Below are 16,858 nucleotides of genomic sequence, written 5' to 3'. Positions count from 1 at the left end.
TGTCAGCCCGTCACTGCCCGTGCCCGGAACCTAACACGCGACACGACTCCGCGTGCTCCTCAGCGCGTGTCTACCTACTTTCGGCGGGACCGCTGCCCTATCGGCGGCCGCCGAGAGCCGGGCGACGACTCCCCCGTTGTCGTTCGTCGGCTCGCCGTTCATGCGGACCCGCTCGTCGCAGCTCCTCATGGGGGTCGGTCGGGACGCGGCTGTTGTCGCGCGTGGAATCCAGGGATCGCTCGCGCCTTGATGCCCGTCGCTCCCCTCGAGTCGCTCTGAGCCGGCTGCCCGGGGTGGGTTAGCATCCTCCATGACCCTATTCCTGGAGACCCGACGACTGGTCCTGCGCCGCTTCACACCCGATGATGCGGAGGCCCGCGCTGCCTTGGACGGGGACCCGGCGGTGTTGCGGTTCATCACGGGCGACATTGCCACCTCCCGGACCGGAATCGAGGACGATTCTCCACCCGCATTCCTTGTGTCGAGGCGTGTGACGGAGAAGGCGGGGCTTCGCTACGTCCGGACGTTCGTCGCCGACTGGCCGGTCCGGATCGAGGGGGACGAGCACGGCGACGTCGAGCACGCACTCACCCTCCAGGAGCGGCAGGTACGGCCGTGACCGGGCCGGGCCCCAACACCCGGCCGCTGCGCATTCTCTTCCACGCGCCTCAGATCCCCAACAACACCGGCGCGACGATGCGGCTAGCGGCTGTGACCGGCGCCGAACTCCACCTGGCGCGGCCACTCGGGTTCGACATGGACGACGCCAAGCTGCGCCGCGCCGGCCTGGACTATCGAGACGAGGCCGCCACCTTCGTCCACGGATCGCTGGCCGCGGCCTACGGCGCTCTGCTGCCGGCGCGCGTGTTCGCCTTCACCGCCCACGCCGAGGATGCCTACACCGACGTGTCCTACGCGCCCGGGGACGTTCTCCTCTTCGGTCCCGAACCCACGGGACTGGCCGCTGACGTGTTGGCCGATCCTCGCATCACCGAGCGCGTGCGTATCCCGATGCGGCCCGGAATGCGTTCACTGAACCTGGCCAACGCCGCCGCCATCGCCGTCTACGAGGCGTGGCGCCAACTTGGACACCACGGAGCCGCCTGAGAGCGTGCCTCAGGCCATGGACGCCGCGTAGATCTCCGCGATGGAGCTGTCCAGGACCCGGTCGAACTCCTCGTCGGACTGATTGATGTTCAGACCCTCCATCAGAGCGCGCGCAAAGCTGGCCACCACGCCGTGTTGCCTGGCCAGGCGCTCCGTGGCCTCCGCGCGGGAGTACCCGCCCGAGAGCGCGAACACGCGCAGCACCCGCGGGTGCGCCACCAGGTCCGCGTACAGGTCGTCGTGCTCCGGCAGGGTGAGCTTCAGCATGACCCGCTCCCCCTCAGGCAGGTCGTCCAGACCCACCGCGAGCAGATCGTGGACATGCCGTTCTGCCTCCGCCTTGTGGGGTGAGGTGATGTCCACCTCCGGCTCCAGGATCGGCACCAGACCCGCGGCGAGGATGCGGCGTCCGAGGTAAAGCTGCTGCGCGACGGCGGCCTCAGCCCCCGCCCCCGGTGCCCGCACCACCGACCGCATCTTCGTGCCGAAGACGCCCTTGGCGAGTGCGTCGGCAAGCACCTCGTCGAGTCTGTCGATGTCCTTCATCAGCTGGGCTCCGTCGCGCTCCTCCACCAACCCCTTGTCCACCTTGAGGATGGGCACGATGCGCTTGGCCTCCCACAGGTATTCCGGCGTGGGACGGCCGTCCACCTGACGGTCCACGGTGTGGGCGAAGAGGATGGTGGCGAGGATCCGGTCGCCGTCGAAACTGGCACTCGCCATGATCCGGGAGCGCATCGCGTGCACCTTCTCGAACATCTCGGCCTCATCAACCCACGCCTCCACGCCGTAGCGCTGCAGCGTCCGTGGCGTGCTGCCGCCGCTCTGATCCAACGCGGCCACGAAGCCTGGGGCCTCGGCCATCTTCTGATACTGCTGCTCGAACATGTTCAGCCTCCTCGTCACACTGCGAACGTGAGGGGGGCGGCAGGCGGTCGGGCGTCGTCGCCCGCTCTCTCTTCTTCAGTCTCCCACCGCCGGGCCGCGGGTGGGCTGAAACCGCCGCACGCGGTCTGCATTGGGGGTAGCGTCGATCCCCCAGCAAGAGGAGCGAGGCCATGATGAGCACCCACCCGGACGATGAGGTCTACGACCCTGAGATCCACCCGAGCCAGGACATCCTGGACCCAGATGCCGGCCCAGGACACAGCGTGCTGGATCCCGACGCGGGCGGGCATCAGCACCATCCCACCTCGAGCGAACTGCCGGGAGACTCCCTGGGTGGGCTGACCAACGCGGAGAGCGAGTCCCGCTTCGATTGATCTTTCGCGGGCCCGGCCACGTCGCCGGCCACCGGCCAGGCGCTACCGTTGGAGAATCGACGACGAAGGGTGACCATCATGGGTTTTCTCGACAAGCTGCTGCGGCGCGACACCGGCGACGACGACGGCGAGGTCGTCCTGTCGCCCTTCAGCCCGGAGAGCGTCCGGCCCTACCTGAGCGATCTCATCGAGGCGCTCAGCGCCCTGACCGAGGCCATGGACTCAGAGGGTGCGCCCCTGTCCAACCCGGGGTGGCGTGGGCGGCTGCACGACCTTCGTGAGGCACACGGCGGGTTGCGCATGCTGGCCAGGCGCACGAACTTCACCAAGGAGGACCTGTACGAGGAGTTGACGTGCGTCAGGCCCCTCTACCGTGGTGATCCGCCGAAGGACTTCGCCCACCTCGCCCCACTCAACGACCGGGTGGTCGAGGCCATCGAGTCGGTGCACCGGGCCGCCGCATCCTAAAGGAGGTCAATCGCGCTTGAGGGGGGACCCCCGCTTTGTCCGGACCAGTGCGAAGTCCATAGTGAACCATGGCGACTTTCGCGGACACCGCAGCTATCAACCTCCGCCTCGGCCTGCTCGGGCTCCCGCTGCCCTCTGAGGGTGCGGCCGGGCGCGCAGTGGATCTGGTCCGGCCCATCCTGGCGCGGCAACGCGAACTCAACAGGCGCCTCGCCCACCGGCTACCCGCCGTCGACACCCGCATCCAGAACTTTCTCGATTCCTACCTCGACGGAACCGGGGCCCAGCCCTGCCTGCCGCGACAGACCCTGGTACTCGATCAGGCCGGGCTGGCACGCGAGATGTCGCTGCCCGTCGACGGTGACACGTTCACCTCGGAGCTCCTCACCAGCTACCGCCTCGTCAACGGCATCCTGCACAACCCGGCCAACGACCGTCGCACCACCAAGGGCGTGTTCCACATCGCCGAGGGTGGCCTCCCCATTCAGGACGACAAGATCGCGGTTCCCCGCGGTGTCTTCGGGCGGTTGATGGAGCAGGCGTTCCTTCCGCCCGACGAGGCCATGGTGCTGCCCTACACCGCCGCGCAGCCGGATCAGCCGAAATGCTGGGTCTCGCTGCTGCTGCGCCCGATCGTCGTCCCAGCCGTGCCCGGCTACACCGTCGAACGCCGGATGGAGACCCGCTTCATCGCACCGGCCACGTTGATGGCAAACCTCGACTTCGTGGAGGGCATCTTCGGCAACGGCGGCGACCCCTACCTGCCGGAGAACGACGGCTCGCTCAACCCCGCCGAGTGGACCGGGCACACCGGCCTCGTGGTCCTGGCCCCGCACCTCACCCGGCTCACCAAGAAGGAACTGGGGCTCCCCCACTACGACGACGCCAGCCAACGCCAGCGCCGCGACGGGATGTGCTGGCGCGACGAGAACGAGCTGTACAACAACGGCTCCGCGTTCAAAGCCTGCGCCAGGGACGAGCGGGGCGTCATCGTCACCGTCATCGCGGACAACTACTTCGGCTACTGCAAGAAGGAGGTCAAGGCGCAGATCAGCTATTCGGCCAACCTCCTCGGCATGGTCGAGGAGGAGCATTCGGGCGGCGCCATCACCTTCCCCCGCTACAACCTTGGCCAGACCTACACCCACACCTACGGGGACCCGTCCTACCGCTTGGACGACGTCATCGCCCGGAACCCGGAGCGCTTCGCGCGGCAACCGGAGGGGCACGCCCTGGACCTTGAGCAGCCACACATCGTGCTCGTGCCGGAGTTGGCCACCTTCTCCCTGCGCGACAGCACCATCACCTGGGGTCGCGACGGCGCTGCGAGCACGATCGCACTGCGGGCCGACACCTATTACGTCAGCCCCGACGGCTACGTCGTCGAACTGGCCCACATCGAAGCCGACGGCGCCCAGTGGACGCTGCTCGGCACCTCCCCCATCGCCACGTCGTGCCACAAGCCGGCCACGGTCTCCGGGGGCGGCAAGTCCGAGATCTCAAAGTCCATCACGGACGCGTTCGTGTTCGGCAACGCCTACGTGGCGGACTTCGTCGAGGACATGGCCCAGGTGGACGCCATCGTGGTCCGCGACTTCTCGCAACGCTTCCTCGATCCCGCCGCCGCCGATTTCCGCCCGCTCCTGTCCGATGAGCGCTCCGTGGGCAGCGTGATCAAGCTGCTCACCCCGAGCCCCGACTACACCGACGAGTACAACGCCTGGGTGGAGTCCATCCCACACCACATCAAGGAACTGGTGTTCGTCGTCAAGCGCTTCTACCGCCCCGAGTGGGGCGGCGAGTGGGCCCCCCACTTCTCGGTGGGGCGCATCAACGGACGGGCGGGGCACGCGCTGCGCCTCGACGGCGACAAGATCACCGTCAACATGCTGCGCGTGGGATTCGCCCCTGACGGGTCTTGGCGCCTGTTCGGCCTCAGGCACGACTTCCACCCCGCCGCGAAGGTGCAGACAGAAGACGACATCACCGCCAGCATCGTGGTCCCAGGCACGGTCGCCGGGCGCGAGGACGGCCTGTCGAGGAAGTACGTCACCAACTGCGAACAGCTCCTGTTCCAGCGGCCCGACGATGCGATCCACCGCGGCTACGACAGGCAGGCAGAGTTCGACATCGCCGGCGGCGCCTTCCTCAGCAACTTCGAGCCGTTGACCACTGCGGACGCCCGCGAGCTCGTCGACGACGCCATCGCGTTCTCCACCTTCTCCAAGCCCATCCAGGAGCTGATCCGGAGAGTGGCCAAGGGCGGCGAGGGGGTCCCCGGCTACTTCGTCTCCTCGGCGCACCCGCGGCTGATCAACGGCGCGCGGTCCAAGAATCCCCGCTACCTTCAGGTCCGCCAGGACATCGCCCGCCCCAGGGAGACGGTGCTGGCGGAGATGGTGGCGCGGCTCCATCGGAGGCTGGCCATGGCCGAGCCGCTGCGTCTCCCCGTGGACGTGGTGGCGGCGGGTCGGCGCAACAACGCGGCGGAGGACGGCGTGCCGCCGCTGTGCGCCTACGCCCCGCTCCACTACATGGAGTTGCCCGAGCTGTTCATGGAATTCATCTCGTCGATGACCGGCAAGTCGCCTTCGACGACGGGGGCCGGTTCAGAGGGCGCGATGACCAAAGGTCCGTTCAACGCCCTGCCCTCGGTGATCGACCTCAACGCCGCGTTCCTGTCGTTCGCGCTGACCGGTTACGACGGCTGGCTCTCCAGCGCCGGTGTGATCGGCCCCAACGTGCGGGTCGATCACGACATCTCGCTCCTGGTGCCGGAGGTGTTCTCCCGGATGACGCCCGAGGAGCGAGACGCCCGATGCCTCATCGCCGAGGGTGCGCTCGAGCAGGTCCCGGACTTCGAGCATGAGGGCGAGCTCATCGAGGCCAGCCGGCTCGGCTACCGCATGACGTCGAAGTTCCAGGCCAAGTACTTCGGCCGGATCTTCATGCACCCCCACGTGGTGTTCTCGGAGAACATGCTGCAACCCGAGTTGCAGGACGTGGCGGCCTACGTCGCCTCCGTGCGCACCATCGTGACCACGCACAAGCGGGTCGCCCAGTCCTACCTCGACGACGGCACGGTCGCCCTGGCCGTTCCGCCGATCAGGGCGCTACTGGAGATCATGGCCACCGGCGAGTCCGCCGGGATGACCCTGCACGACGAGCGGTTCCGCCGCCTCTTCGACCGCGAGGACGTGCTGTCCTCGGCGTGGTACCGCGCCCGGTTGGAGTCGCAGAGCGAGTCGGACTCGACGCACCAACGCAACGCGGTGGCGGCCATGACGAAGTTCATCGAGGAACCCACCAATGCTGCGGCGGCGGAGCGGCTCGGCATCGGCCAGCGGATCGACGCGATGAAGGCACGGCTGGAGACGTCCACCCGCCCCGGCGCAGCTGAGGAACTCGCCGGCACGCTCGGCCGGCAGGTCACGTGGCAGCTGGGATGAGCGTCTCGACGAGCTCGGGGATGAGCTCGTTGAGACTCCCGAGAACGGTCGTCCGGGCGAGGAGCTCGGCCGCCGGCGGGTGGAAGTGCGGGGGGACGGCCACCACGGCCATCCCCGCGGCCAGCGCCGAGAGGAGTCCGTTGGGCGCGTCCTCGACGGCGACACTGAGCCGGGGATCTGCCCCCAGGAGTTCGCAGGCGCGCAGGTAGCCGTCCGGGGAGGGCTTCCCGCGTGCCACCTCCTCGGTGGACACGGTGGCCGTCAACACGTCAGTCAGGCCCATCACCTCCACCGCCGCGTCGATCAGCAGCCGTGGCGACGAGCTCGCGATCGCCACAGGGCAGAGCTCGGCCATGCGCCGGACCGATTCCACAGCGCCTGGCAGCAACGTGATCCCGCCACGATAGTGCTCGGCCATCGCCTCCACCGTGAGCCGGGCCGCCTCCTCGGGCGCGACGGGCAGCCCCACAGTGTGCACGAGGAAGGAGCTCCACTCCTGGGTGCTCATCCCCATCATCGCCTGGGTGGCGCCGTCGGGCCACGGGAGGCCGGCGTCAGTCGCGAGGCCGCGCCTCACCACGTCCCACACGGCCTCAGTGTCGGTCAACGTGCCGTCCATGTCGAAGACGAGGGCCTGGGGCAGCATGCGCGCTCCTCGAGGGTAGGGGTGAGGCCCAGCCTAGCGGTGGGGTAATGTGTCGCCGTTGGCAGGTGAATCCGGTGCGATCCCGGAACTGTCGCGCAACCGTGAACCCACCTGTGGGGAGTCGGACCGCCGGTCAACACAGAGGTCGTTTCACTTCCGTCGCGAACCAGCGGAGAACCCTTGGCCGACGGACCAACGGATAGAGGTCCACATGTCCCCCATCACCACGCGCCGCTGGGCGCTTCCTCTCGCTGCCCTGCTGGCGGTCGGGCTCTCAGGCCTCGCGCCCCACGCATCGGCCGACGAAACGGCAGTGGCCTGCGTCGATGCCGGCAACGTCTGGGTGCACGTGGAGCACGAAGAGGTCACCGGCGCCTGCGCCACCGAGTTCGCCACCGCCACCGAGGCCATGGTCAGCACCGGGCTGGCGGCGGACCAGGGAGCGTTCTTCATCACCGTCGACGGCGTCACGGCCGAGGACCCGCAGTGGTGGAGCCTGTGGACCGCGTCGGTCGAGGACGGGCAGCTGGGCGAATGGGTGTTCGCGCAGGTCGGTGCCGGGGATCTGGTGCCCGAGGCCGGACAGGTGATCGGCTGGCGCCTCCTCGAGGACTACAACCAGCCGCAGGAAGCCCCTCAGTTCAACCCCCTCTCCGACGAGGCCGCCGAGCCTGAGGACTCCTCCGCCGCACCGTCGGAGTCCGTCCCAGCAACGACACCCGATGCCTCCTCGGCCGCACCGGATGCGTCGGCGTCCCCCATCGCCTCGGCGGATGCCTCCGCGCCGGCCACGGACGCCGAAGACGACGAGCCCGCTTCTGGAGTGCCCACCGGCACCATCATCGGGATCGGCGTGGTGGTGGCCCTGGCCGCCGCCGGTGGCCTGGTGTGGTGGCGACGCCGCGGACAGTGATGTCGCGGCCGAGGCTGCCGCGCCAGCTCCACCCGTTCTCGTGGTGGGCCTGGGCGCTGGCGCTGGCAGCTGCCGCCTCCATGACCACCAACCCACTGCTCTTGACGGGCCTCATCGCCGTCGCCTGCGTAGTCACCCTCTCCAAGCGGGGCGACAGCCCCTGGGCGAAGTCCTTCTCGCTCTACCTGTGGTTGGCCCTGTTCATCGTGGTGCTGCGGGTGGTCTTCCGGATCATCTTCGGCGGCGGCGACGGGCCCACCATCCTGTTCACGCTGCCGGAGGTGCCCCTTCCCTCCTGGGTGACGGGCATCCGGTTGCTCGGCCCGGTGTCGCTTGAATCGCTCCTCGCGGGGCTCTACGACGGATTGAGGTTGGCCACGATCGTGGTGTGCATCGGTGCGGCCAATGCCCTGGCCAACCCCAGGAAGTTGCTGGCAAGCCTGCCCGGCGCCTTCTACGAGGCCGGCACTGTGCTCGTCGTGGCTGTGAGCGCCCTTCCCCAACTCGGTGAATCCCTGCAACGTGTGCTGCGCGCCCGACGACTACGCCGCAGCCCTGACGGGACCAACCGACGGGCGAAGCTGCGCGCGGTTGAGACCATCATCGTTCCCGTTCTCTCCGATGCGCTGGAGCGCTCACTCTCCCTCGCAGCATCGATGGATGTCCGGGGGTTCGGCCGGGCAGGCACCTCCTCGCGGGGCCAACGCAGGCTGTCGCTGGCTCTCGGCCTGCTGGCCATGATGCTGCTGGCGGTGTGGTCGTTCCGGTTCCTGGCCCGTTCCCCTGACTATCCGGTGTTCGGGATTCCGCTGCTGGCAGCCGGCCTCCTCCTGGGCGGTCTGGCCGCCGCTGCCGCTGCGCTCCGGGTCTCGGGGGCCTCCGTCCGCCGCACCCAGTACCGGCCCATCCCCTGGAGTGTGGATGAGAGCCTCGTCCTCGCCTCGGGCGTGGGCGCCGCCGCGGTCGTGAGCTGGGTAGGGTCGGGAGACGACGCCGCCGTCCTCTTCCCAACGCTCGTCCCGCTGGCGTGGCCGACCCTCACACCCCTCCTCGCGGGAGCACTTGCGGTGGCGTTCCTCCCCGCTCTCCTGGCGCCGGAGCCGGTCACGGTGAGGACCGCCCGATGATCAGTTTCGACGACATCTCCTTCCGCTACGCCGCCAACGACACCCTGAGGCTCAACGGTGTGAGCTTCACCATCGACGAGGGCGAACTGTGCCTCGTCGTCGGCCCCACGGGGTGCGGTAAGTCAACGCTGCTCGGCTGCATCAACAACCTCGTCCCCCGCTTCACCGGAGGGGTGCGCACCGGCCGCATCCGGATCGACGGCCGCGACACCACCTTTCTCCCGCCCCGCGAGCTCGCCACGACGGTGGGCTACGTGGGCCAGGACCCGCTGGCCGGTTTCGTCACCGACACCGTCGAGGACGAGATCGCCTACTCCATGGAACAACTCGGGTTCGCCGCTGTGGAGATGCGGCGCCGCGTGGAGGAAACGCTCGACCTGTTGGGCATCGCCGAGCTGCGGTCGCGGGCGCTGCGCACCCTCTCCGGAGGCCAACAGCAGCGGGTGGCGATCGCCAGCGTGCTGGCCAGCTCACCGAAGGTTCTCGTCCTGGACGAGCCCACCTCCGCACTGGACCCGATCGCGGCGGAGGAAGTCCTGGCGATCATCAGCCGGTTGGTGCGGGATCTTGGCACCACCGTCGTCATCGCCGAGCACCGCATGGAACGGGTGATCGAGTTTGCCGACAGCGTGCTCCTGGTGGGACGCACGGTCCTGCATGGCCCCACTCGGGACGTGCTGGAACTGTCTCCCATCAAACCGCCGCTGGTGGAGCTCGGCGCCAGGCTGGGATGGTCGCCCCTCCCCCTGACGATCCGTGAGGCGAGGCGTCCAGGCTCCGAGCAGCGCCGCGCATGGCTCGAGCTCCCCCCTGCGCTTCCCACGGCACCCGTCCCGGGGGGGCGCGTGCTGGCCGGCCACGGCCTCGTGGTCCGGTACGGCGAGACTGTCGCGGTGTCCGATGTCGACCTCAGCCTGCACGCAGGAGAGGTGACGGCCCTGATGGGGCGCAACGGCTGCGGCAAGTCCAGCCTGATGTGGGCCCTTCACGGCGCGGGACGCCGTGACGCCGGCCGAGTGACCCTCACGGATGGGGCCAGGGTCGCCCTCGTCCCGCAGACTCCGACCGACCTGTTGTACCTGGCCACCGTGGAGGCGGAATGCCTGGCCGGCGATCAGGCCGCCGGGCTCCCGGAGGGGACAACCGCGGCCCTCCTCCGGCGCCTGGTCCCAGGCATCGACCCCCAGGCCCACCCTCGCGACCTTTCCGAGGGGCAGAAGCTCGCTGTGGTGCTGGCCGTGGAACTGGCGGGCAACCCCCCAGTGGTGCTGCTCGATGAACCCACCCGAGGCCTGGACTACGCGGCCAAGGCCGTGCTCGCCGACATCGTCGCCGCGATGGCGGCCGAGGGCCGGGCCGTGATGATCGCCACCCATGACGTGGAGATGGTGGCTCAGAGCTGCTCCCGCGTGGTGGTGATGGCTGAGGGCGAGGTGGTTTCGGACGGGCCCACCCGCGACATCCTCGCCGGCTCGGCGCTGTTGGCCACGCAGGTGGCCAAGGTGGCCAATCCGATCCCCATCCTGACAGTGCAGGAGTACCTCGATGCGCGATGAATCCACCGTGACGATTCCCGCTCCGCTCGTCGGCGTCCAGCTGGGCTGGCGGACCTGGGCGGTGATAGGCGCCTCATCCCTGTTAGGGCTGTTCGCGATCGGATGGCCTCTCCTCATCCCTGCCATCGGGGTCACCCCCCAACACACGGGCGACGCGCCGTTCGTCTTCGCCGCCCTGCTTCCGGTGGTGCTTCTGCTGGTGGTGGCCCAGGTGAGCGAGGGCGGCCTCGATGCGCGGTCGCTGGCTGTGCTCGGCGTGCTGTCCGCCCTGAACGCGGCACTCAGGCCGGCGCTGGGCCCCGGCACGGCCGGCCTGGAGTCCGCCTTCTTCCTGTTGATCCTTGCAGGGAGGGTCTTCGGCCCCGGGTTCGGCTATCTGCTGGGCTTCCTGTCGATGTTCGCCTCCGCGCTGCTGACGGCCGGGGTGGGGCCGTGGTTGCCGTTCCAGATGTTGGGGGCCGCATGGATCGGCCTGGGGGCGGGGCTGCTCCCCAAGCGGGTGCGGGGCGGGGCCGAGGTGGCCATGCTGGGCGCCTTCGGCGTCATCTCCGCCTACGCTTACGGCGCGCTGATGAACATGTGGTTCTGGCCGTTCATCACGGGGATCGACGGTGGCGCGGGCAGCCTCGACTACGTCGCCGGAGCCCCGATGACGGAGAACCTGGCCCGGTTCGGCTGGTTCACCCTGATCACGTCCACCGGAGGTTGGGACACGGGCCGGGCGATCAGCACACTGCTGGCGATCGTGCTCCTCGGGCGCCCCGTCCTCGTCGTCCTGAGGCGAGCCTCTGGGATGGGACGGATCGTGGCGGGGAGTCGTCTTCAGGCCGGGACGACCGAAGGGCTCGCCTCCGCCCGGGAGCAGCTGTCCCCTGCCACCGCCGAGAGGGTTTAGCGACAGCGCCCCGGGAGGCGGAAGCCGCCTTCCTCCCCCTCCGCCAGCCAACCGGATTCGACGAGTTCGGCCGCGTTGGCCAACGCCTCCACCATGGTCTGGCCTGTGCGGGCCGCCAATTCCGATGCCGTCACCTCCTCACGGGTGTGCACGGCTTCCCTGATCTCCCTGAGCGGTGGGGCCAGCGTGTCCATCGGCCGGTTCGCCCCCCTCCCGGAGGGCTCCGGCGCGGTTCCGAGGGGGGCCATCAGCGCAAGGATCTCCTGGGCGGTGGACACCAGCACCGCCTCGCCGTCGCGGATGAGTCGATGGGGTGTGGCTGACAACGACGAGGTGATGGGCCCAGGCACTGCCATCACGTGACGCCCCAGCGCCAGGCCCCAGGAGGCCGTGTTCTTCGCCCCGGAGCGCGAGGAGGCCTCGACGACCACCACGGCTTCCGACAGGGCTGCGATAAGCCGGTTCCTGGCGAGGAAGGCGTATCTGGTGGGCCGAGCCCCGGGGGGGAGCTCGGAGAGCAGTGCTCCGGATCCTGCCACCGCCTGCGCGAGGCGCGCGTTGGCGGTGGGGTACGGGTCATCCAGTCCGCTGGCGACCACAGCGGCCGTGAGTCCCTGGACCCCCAGGGCGCCGCGGTGGGCGGCCGCATCCACCCCGAAGGCCAACCCGGAGATGACCGGAGTGCCTGCTGCCGCGAGGTCTGCGGCGAGTGTGATGGATGCTTGCTCCCCGTACGAGGTGCAGGCCCTGGCCCCGACCACAGCCACGCCACCCTCCAGGCCCTCCAACGAGGCGCCGCGTACCCAGAGCCCGAACGGCGGCCCGGTCTGCCCAGCGACGTTGGCCCTGTAGAGGTCACCGAGCCGGGCGGGCCACTCCTGGTCCGAGGGGATGAGAAAGCGGGCCCCGCACGCCGCGGCCGCACGCTCCACGAGGCCCGTGTCCACCAGGGCTGCCTTGCGTGACAGCGCCCCACCGTCGGGTTGCGCCAGGAGGCCGCGCCACACGTCCACTGCGCCGAACTCCTCCACAGCCTTGACCAGCGGGGGCGAGCCCAGGGGATGGAGGGAGCAGAGACCCATCCGGGCCGTGCGTTCAGTGACGCTCATGCGGCGCCCCTCCGCTGCTCGCCCTGCCTGAGGTGGAGCGCGGCCCGCAGCTCACGGCTGCCCACCCTGTCCCGGCCGGCGAGGTCCGTGAGGGTCCAGGCCAGCCTGATCACCTTGTCCACACCTCGGGCGCTGAGCACACCCCTCTGGAGCGCCGTGTTCAGCACGCCGAGATCCGTCGGGAGGCTCAGCTGCTGGCGGAGATAAGGGCCCGGCACCTCACCGTTGGTGGACCACGGCGTGTCTGCAAGGCGGCGACGCTGCCTGTCACGGGCCTCCACCACCCGCGACAGCACCGTGGCGCTGGACTCGGCGCTGCCAGAGGCCACGTCCAGCAGGACCCTGTTGATGCCCGCCATCTGGTGCTTGATGTCGATTCTGTCCAGGATGGGCCCGCTCATCCGCTCCTGGTACCGTCGCACTCTCATCGGATCGCAGGTGCACTCCATGCCAGCCACGCCATGGGAGCCGCAGGGACACGGATTGGCGGCCATGATGAGCTGGAATCGGGCAGGAAACGTGGTGGTGTGCCTGGCCCTGCTCACCGTGATGGTGCCGTCCTCCAGGGGGGTCCGCAGGGCGTCGAGTTTGGCACCGAAATCTGGAGCCTCATCCAGGAAGAGCACGCCACGGTGCGCCATCGAGATCGCCCCGGGTTTGAGTTCGGAAGTGCCGCCACCCACGAGCGCCACCGGGGTCACGGAGTGGTGCGGGTCCGCATAGGGTGGCCGTTGGATGAGCCCTGTGAGCTCCCGGCCGGCCAGGGAGTGGATGGCGGAGACCTCCACCGCCTCCTGTTCCGCCAGGTCCGGGAGGATGGATGGAAGGCGGGCCGCGAGCATGGTCTTGCCCACGCCTGGAGAGCCATGGAGGAACAGGTGGTGCCGCCCGGCGGCAGCCACCTCCAGGGCGAACTTGCCGTCCTGGTGACCGACGACGTCTGCCAGGTCAGGGGTGAAGCCCGCGGGGCCTTCGAGGGGAGGCGAGGACGCGGGGGCGGCCTCAGTGGGGTTGAAGACCGGCTTGCCCTCCAGCAGATCGACAACCTCGGCAAGCCGGCCGGCCCCCCACACGGTGAGGCCCGGCACGAGGGACGCCTCAGCCTGTTGACCCGCAGGCACGATCGCCCGTTCGAATCCCGCCTTGGCCGCCGCAAGCATCGCGGGGAGCACCCCGCGGACCTTGCGGATCCGGCCATCCAGGCCCAGTTCGCCCACCAGGACTGTGCGGGTGTCCGAGACGAGTTCCATCTGGCCCTCCGCGATGAGCGCCGCCACGGCGATGGCCACGTCGTAGTGGGTGCCGGCCTTCGGGAGGCCCGCAGGCGACAGATTGATGGTGACCAGCCCCGGGGGCCAGGACAAGCCGGTGGCCAGGACGGCTGCCCGCACCCGCGCCTTGGCCTCGCTCAGCGCGGCGTCGGGAAGACCCACCAGCTGAACTCTCGGCAGCCCGCCTCCCTTGGCGGCCTCAACCTCGACAGGAAAGCCGTTGATCCCGGACAGTGCCACCGACCACACCCGTCGGCCTACCATTCGTCGATCCCTCGAGCGTAGGTGAACTCGCATTCGCCACCGCGCGGCCAGAGCACGCCGATGCCATCCACGCGGATGAGCTTGGGGCGCAACCCTGACTGCCTGACGTACAGCGCGGCAAGCCTGCGCAACCGGCAGGCCTTCGCGTAGGTGATGGTCTCAATCGGCGAGCCGAAGCCCAACCCTGAGCGTGACTTCACCTCCACGACGACGAGCGTCTTCCCGTCCGGTTCTGCTGCGACGATGTCGATCTCGCCCTCGCGGCAACGCCAGTTGCGTTCCAGCACCCGCCAGCCGCGGGCTTCCAGATACTCCACGGCCTTGTCTTCGCCGCGGCGCCCGAGGGCCTGTGTTGGGGTTTCCATGGCCACCACCTTCCGATCCCTTGATCGGAAGCGACACCACCTCAATCCCGTTATCCACAGGTGGTGGGACTACTGGTTTTCGGGCACCTGCAGATCCGAGTGCGCGATCTCCTCGATGGACACGTCGCGGAACGTCAGCACCTTCGCCGACTTCACGAATCGGGCCGGGCGGTACATGTCCCACACCCAGGCGTCACCCATGGAGACCTCGTAGTAGACGTCACCGCCCTCAGTGCGCACCTTCAGATCCACGGCGTTGCACAGATAGAAGCGCCGCTCGGTCTCCACGGCGTAGGTGAAGATGCCCACCACGTCCTTGTACTCGCGGTACAGGTCGAGCTCAAGCTTGCTCTCGTATTGTTCTAGGTCCTCGGCGCTCATGGTTCCAACACTCTAGCCGTTCTCGACACGTTGTCGAAGCACCACCGGTGGATGGCCGAGGGTCCGTGCCGGTCCAGCGCGGACTGGTGGACCGAGGTGCAATACCCCTTGTGGACGGCGAACCCGTAGGCCGGATATGAAGCGTCGTGAGCCACCATGATGCGGTCGCGCGTCACCTTCGCGATGATGGAGGCCGCGCTCACACAGGCGGCCACCTTGTCCCCCTTCCACATCGCCAGCCCCGGGACACCCAGTCCGTCGACGGCGAATCCGTCGGTCAACACGAAGTTGGGTGCCACATCCAGCCGGCCGACCGCCCGTCGCAGCCCCTGCAGGTCTGCCTGGTGCATGCCCAGACGATCGCACTCGTCGGCCTCGACCACCGCCACTGCCACGGCCGTGGCACGGCGGGTGATCTCCTCGAACAATCGTTCGCGCGTCGCCTCGGACAGCACTTTGGAATCATCGAGGCCGACGATCGGGCGGCCCGGGTCCAGAATGACCGCCGCCGCCACAAGCGGACCGGCGCAGGCTCCCCTGCCTGCCTCGTCGGCGCCCGCCACCGGCCCCAGGCCCGCGCGCACCAAAGCCCGCTCGTACCCGTAGGCACCCCGTCCGAGCCGGATCATCAGCAGCCGGGCTCCACATGGATGAGCTCGGGCTCCTCGGGCGCGGGCTCCACGGCAGCCGGGACTTCCGTGAAAGTCTCAGGGAGCGTAAAGGTGGCGAGCCGGTCCAGGGGGGACACGATGGCCACTGCGGCGCCCACCACCTTGCTGGTGGGCACGAAGGCACTCTCCCCCGGGTTCTGCGAGACCTCCGCCAGCCGGCATCGGGAATCAGCCGACGCGTTGCGGTGGTCACCCATCACGAAGAGCCGGTCCGCGGGCACGACGATGTCGAAGGGGACCGTGACCGGCGCCACCTGAATGCCCTCCTCGCTGTAGAGGTAGCCCGTCTCGTCGAGGACCGAGCCGTTGACCTCGATCTTCCCGTCCTCGGTGCTGCGCACATGATCTCCAGGCATCCCGACCACCCGCTTGATCAGGTGTTCGGTCCCGGAGCTGGGCAGCACCCCCACGAACTCGAGCGCGATCTTGACGGGATTGGTCGACGGGGTGCTGGGCCCGAGCCAGGATCCCGGGTCCTCGAACACCACTACGTCGCCGCGCTGGAAGCCACCGAACTTGGCAACAAGTACCCTGTCGTTGACTTTGAGGGTGTTCTCCATGGAGCCGGACGGGATGACGAACATCTGCCCGACGAAGGTGCGCAGGAGCGTGGCGATGACGACTGCGCCGATCAGGATCAGCACGCCCTCGGTGAGCCACCCTAGAAGCTTCCGTCCGAAGCTGCGGTGCGCCGGGGCGTCTTCGAGCGAATCGGTCGTCGAGTTCAAGAGTTCAGTCCTTCGGGGGCGGAGCGGCAGGCGCTCCCCAGAGCATACCGCGAGTCCTCACGGGGCCCGGACACGACGAACCGCCGGCGGCCACGGGCCACCGGCGGTTGCATTGCTCGAACGGAGTGAGCGCTCAGTAGCGCTTCTCCTTGATCTTGGCGGCCTTGCCGCGCAGGCCGCGCAGGTAGTACAGCTTGGCACGACGCACGTCTCCACGGCGCTCAACCTCGATCTTCTCGATGATAGGGCTGTGCAGCGGGAAGGTGCGCTCGACACCGACGCCGAAGCTCACCTTGCGGACCGTGAACGCCTCCTGGACGTCACCGGCGTTGCGTGCGATGACGACGCCCGCGAAGACCTGCACGCGGGATCGCGCGCCCTCGACGACCTTGACGTGCACCTTCACCGAGTCACCGGCGCGGAAGTCCGGGATGTCGTCGCGAAGCGAGGCCTTGTTGACCTGCTGGATCAGCTGGTTGGTCATGTGTGAACCCTTCCGTCAGTGCCACAGGTCACCGCGGTTTGATCTGACCGGACGGCCACAGACAGTCCCCCAGTGGCAGGAGCTGCGACGAATCCGGGCTGCCCGGGTATGGGCAACGACTAGTCATTATGGCAGACGACGACGAGGCCGGAAAATTCGCCC

Annotated in this window: 18 protein-coding genes and 1 riboswitch; of the genes, 9 read left to right on the top strand and 9 right to left on the bottom strand. The window is 68.8% G+C overall.

Going from position 1 to position 16,858, the window contains the following annotated elements; translation table 11 throughout:
* Nucleotides 1-310: 310 nt before the first annotated feature.
* Both H5398_RS06565 and H5398_RS06560 read left to right on the top strand, forming a co-directional pair.
* On the top strand, nucleotides 311-619 hold the full coding sequence (locus H5398_RS06565; protein WP_182799446.1) for a GNAT family N-acetyltransferase: 309 nt from the start codon (nucleotides 311-313) through the stop codon (nucleotides 617-619).
* Nucleotides 616-1,107, top strand: coding sequence for a tRNA (cytidine(34)-2'-O)-methyltransferase (locus H5398_RS06560; RefSeq protein ID WP_370586075.1), 492 nt, complete (start codon nucleotides 616-618; stop codon nucleotides 1,105-1,107). Before H5398_RS06565 ends, H5398_RS06560 begins: the two co-directional genes overlap by 4 nt.
* Before the next feature lie 9 nt (nucleotides 1,108-1,116).
* On the opposite strand, the gene H5398_RS06555 is transcribed toward H5398_RS06560, so the two are convergent.
* The gene (locus H5398_RS06555) at nucleotides 1,117-1,995 is read right to left on the bottom strand and encodes a fructose bisphosphate aldolase (RefSeq protein ID WP_182799445.1); all 879 of its coding nucleotides are present in this window, start codon (nucleotides 1,993-1,995) and stop codon (nucleotides 1,117-1,119) included.
* 170 nt (nucleotides 1,996-2,165) lie between these two features.
* Between H5398_RS06555 and H5398_RS06550 the strand changes: the two genes are divergently transcribed.
* The 3 genes from H5398_RS06550 (at nucleotide 2,166) to H5398_RS06540 (ending at nucleotide 6,286) form a co-directional block, all read left to right on the top strand.
* A complete protein-coding gene (locus H5398_RS06550; RefSeq protein WP_182783783.1) occupies nucleotides 2,166-2,369 on the top strand; it encodes a hypothetical protein in 204 nt (67 codons plus the stop codon).
* A gap of 78 nt (nucleotides 2,370-2,447) precedes the next feature.
* The gene (locus H5398_RS06545) at nucleotides 2,448-2,837 is read left to right on the top strand and encodes a hypothetical protein (protein WP_182799444.1); all 390 of its coding nucleotides are present in this window, start codon (nucleotides 2,448-2,450) and stop codon (nucleotides 2,835-2,837) included.
* Nucleotides 2,838-2,905: 68 nt separating this feature from the next.
* Complete coding sequence (locus tag H5398_RS06540) at nucleotides 2,906-6,286, top strand: hypothetical protein (protein WP_182799443.1); 3,381 nt, start codon at nucleotides 2,906-2,908, stop codon at nucleotides 6,284-6,286.
* Here the strand turns inward: H5398_RS06540 and H5398_RS06535 are convergent.
* Entirely contained in the window at nucleotides 6,267-6,932 is a 666-nt protein-coding gene (locus H5398_RS06535) for an HAD family phosphatase (protein ID WP_182799442.1), read from the bottom strand. The two genes, H5398_RS06540 and H5398_RS06535, sit on opposite strands and share 20 nt — an antisense overlap.
* A 20-nt stretch (nucleotides 6,933-6,952) precedes the next feature.
* Nucleotides 6,953-7,081, top strand: a riboswitch (cobalamin riboswitch).
* Nucleotides 7,082-7,143: 62 nt separating this feature from the next.
* Here H5398_RS06535 and H5398_RS06530 point away from each other — a divergent pair.
* From H5398_RS06530 to H5398_RS06515, 4 genes are read left to right on the top strand one after another with little or no spacing between them, the layout of a single operon-like run.
* Nucleotides 7,144-7,845, top strand: a complete 702-nt coding sequence (locus tag H5398_RS06530) for a hypothetical protein (protein ID WP_182799441.1) — start codon at nucleotides 7,144-7,146, stop codon at nucleotides 7,843-7,845.
* Nucleotides 7,824-8,972, top strand: coding sequence for a CbiQ family ECF transporter T component (locus tag H5398_RS06525; RefSeq protein ID WP_370586074.1), 1,149 nt, complete (start codon nucleotides 7,824-7,826; stop codon nucleotides 8,970-8,972). The genes H5398_RS06530 and H5398_RS06525 overlap by 22 nt, the downstream gene beginning before the upstream one ends.
* Nucleotides 8,969-10,528 (top strand): ABC transporter ATP-binding protein, encoded by a 1,560-nt coding sequence (locus H5398_RS06520; protein ID WP_182799440.1) that lies wholly within the window; start codon nucleotides 8,969-8,971, stop codon nucleotides 10,526-10,528. The genes H5398_RS06525 and H5398_RS06520 overlap by 4 nt, the downstream gene beginning before the upstream one ends.
* On the top strand, nucleotides 10,518-11,423 hold the full coding sequence (locus tag H5398_RS06515; RefSeq protein ID WP_182799439.1) for an ECF transporter S component: 906 nt from the start codon (nucleotides 10,518-10,520) through the stop codon (nucleotides 11,421-11,423). Before H5398_RS06520 ends, H5398_RS06515 begins: the two co-directional genes overlap by 11 nt.
* Here H5398_RS06515 and dprA read toward each other — a convergent pair.
* The 7 genes from dprA to rplS all read right to left on the bottom strand — a co-directional run bounded on the left by dprA (nucleotide 11,420) and on the right by rplS (nucleotide 16,696).
* Nucleotides 11,420-12,532 carry a DNA-processing protein DprA gene (gene dprA, locus H5398_RS06510; RefSeq protein ID WP_182799438.1) on the bottom strand — a complete coding sequence of 371 codons (1,113 nt, stop codon included), beginning with the start codon at nucleotides 12,530-12,532 and terminating at the stop codon, nucleotides 11,420-11,422. The genes H5398_RS06515 and dprA overlap by 4 nt on opposite strands.
* Entirely contained in the window at nucleotides 12,529-14,067 is a 1,539-nt protein-coding gene (locus H5398_RS06505; protein ID WP_182799437.1) for a YifB family Mg chelatase-like AAA ATPase, read from the bottom strand. The genes dprA and H5398_RS06505 overlap by 4 nt, the downstream gene beginning before the upstream one ends.
* Nucleotides 14,061-14,432: a YraN family protein gene (locus tag H5398_RS06500; RefSeq protein ID WP_182799561.1), complete on the bottom strand. Its 372-nt coding sequence runs from the start codon at nucleotides 14,430-14,432 to the stop codon at nucleotides 14,061-14,063. Before H5398_RS06500 ends, H5398_RS06505 begins: the two co-directional genes overlap by 7 nt.
* Nucleotides 14,433-14,501: 69 nt before the next feature.
* Nucleotides 14,502-14,813 (bottom strand): DUF2469 domain-containing protein, encoded by a 312-nt coding sequence (locus H5398_RS06495; protein ID WP_182783763.1) that lies wholly within the window; start codon nucleotides 14,811-14,813, stop codon nucleotides 14,502-14,504.
* Nucleotides 14,810-15,442 carry a ribonuclease HII gene (locus tag H5398_RS06490; RefSeq protein ID WP_182799436.1) on the bottom strand — a complete coding sequence of 211 codons (633 nt, stop codon included), beginning with the start codon at nucleotides 15,440-15,442 and terminating at the stop codon, nucleotides 14,810-14,812. Before H5398_RS06490 ends, H5398_RS06495 begins: the two co-directional genes overlap by 4 nt.
* A complete protein-coding gene (lepB, locus tag H5398_RS06485; protein WP_182799435.1) occupies nucleotides 15,442-16,212 on the bottom strand; it encodes a signal peptidase I in 771 nt (256 codons plus the stop codon). The genes H5398_RS06490 and lepB overlap by 1 nt, the downstream gene beginning before the upstream one ends.
* 133 nt (nucleotides 16,213-16,345) lie before the next feature.
* Nucleotides 16,346-16,696 (bottom strand): 50S ribosomal protein L19, encoded by a 351-nt coding sequence (gene rplS, locus H5398_RS06480; protein WP_182799434.1) that lies wholly within the window; start codon nucleotides 16,694-16,696, stop codon nucleotides 16,346-16,348.
* Nucleotides 16,697-16,858: the final 162 nt, after the last annotated feature.

It is taken from the genome of Tessaracoccus sp. MC1679 (genome assembly GCF_014164775.1).
GTDB lineage: Bacteria > Actinomycetota > Actinomycetes > Propionibacteriales > Propionibacteriaceae > Arachnia.
This window is presented reverse-complemented; position numbering and strand designations above follow the sequence as displayed.

Excerpts from the sequence above, each read along its gene's own strand:
- H5398_RS06565 (WP_182799446.1), top strand. The coding sequence starts at position 311 with ATGACCCTATTCCTGGAGACCCGACGACTGGTCCTGCGCCGCTTCACA.
- H5398_RS06555 (WP_182799445.1), bottom strand. The coding sequence starts at position 1,995 with ATGTTCGAGCAGCAGTATCAGAAGATGGCCGAGGCCCCAGGCTTCGTG.
- H5398_RS06550 (WP_182783783.1), top strand. The coding sequence starts at position 2,166 with ATGATGAGCACCCACCCGGACGATGAGGTCTACGACCCTGAGATCCAC.
- H5398_RS06545 (WP_182799444.1), top strand. The coding sequence starts at position 2,448 with ATGGGTTTTCTCGACAAGCTGCTGCGGCGCGACACCGGCGACGACGAC.
- H5398_RS06540 (WP_182799443.1), top strand. The coding sequence starts at position 2,906 with ATGGCGACTTTCGCGGACACCGCAGCTATCAACCTCCGCCTCGGCCTG.
- H5398_RS06535 (WP_182799442.1), bottom strand. The coding sequence starts at position 6,932 with ATGCTGCCCCAGGCCCTCGTCTTCGACATGGACGGCACGTTGACCGAC.
- H5398_RS06530 (WP_182799441.1), top strand. The coding sequence starts at position 7,144 with ATGTCCCCCATCACCACGCGCCGCTGGGCGCTTCCTCTCGCTGCCCTG.
- H5398_RS06520 (WP_182799440.1), top strand. The coding sequence starts at position 8,969 with ATGATCAGTTTCGACGACATCTCCTTCCGCTACGCCGCCAACGACACC.
- H5398_RS06515 (WP_182799439.1), top strand. The coding sequence starts at position 10,518 with ATGCGCGATGAATCCACCGTGACGATTCCCGCTCCGCTCGTCGGCGTC.
- dprA (WP_182799438.1), bottom strand. The coding sequence starts at position 12,532 with ATGAGCGTCACTGAACGCACGGCCCGGATGGGTCTCTGCTCCCTCCAT.
- H5398_RS06505 (WP_182799437.1), bottom strand. The coding sequence starts at position 14,067 with ATGGTAGGCCGACGGGTGTGGTCGGTGGCACTGTCCGGGATCAACGGC.
- H5398_RS06500 (WP_182799561.1), bottom strand. The coding sequence starts at position 14,432 with ATGGAAACCCCAACACAGGCCCTCGGGCGCCGCGGCGAAGACAAGGCC.
- H5398_RS06495 (WP_182783763.1), bottom strand. The coding sequence starts at position 14,813 with ATGAGCGCCGAGGACCTAGAACAATACGAGAGCAAGCTTGAGCTCGAC.
- H5398_RS06490 (WP_182799436.1), bottom strand. The coding sequence starts at position 15,442 with ATGATCCGGCTCGGACGGGGTGCCTACGGGTACGAGCGGGCTTTGGTG.
- rplS (WP_182799434.1), bottom strand. The coding sequence starts at position 16,696 with ATGACCAACCAGCTGATCCAGCAGGTCAACAAGGCCTCGCTTCGCGAC.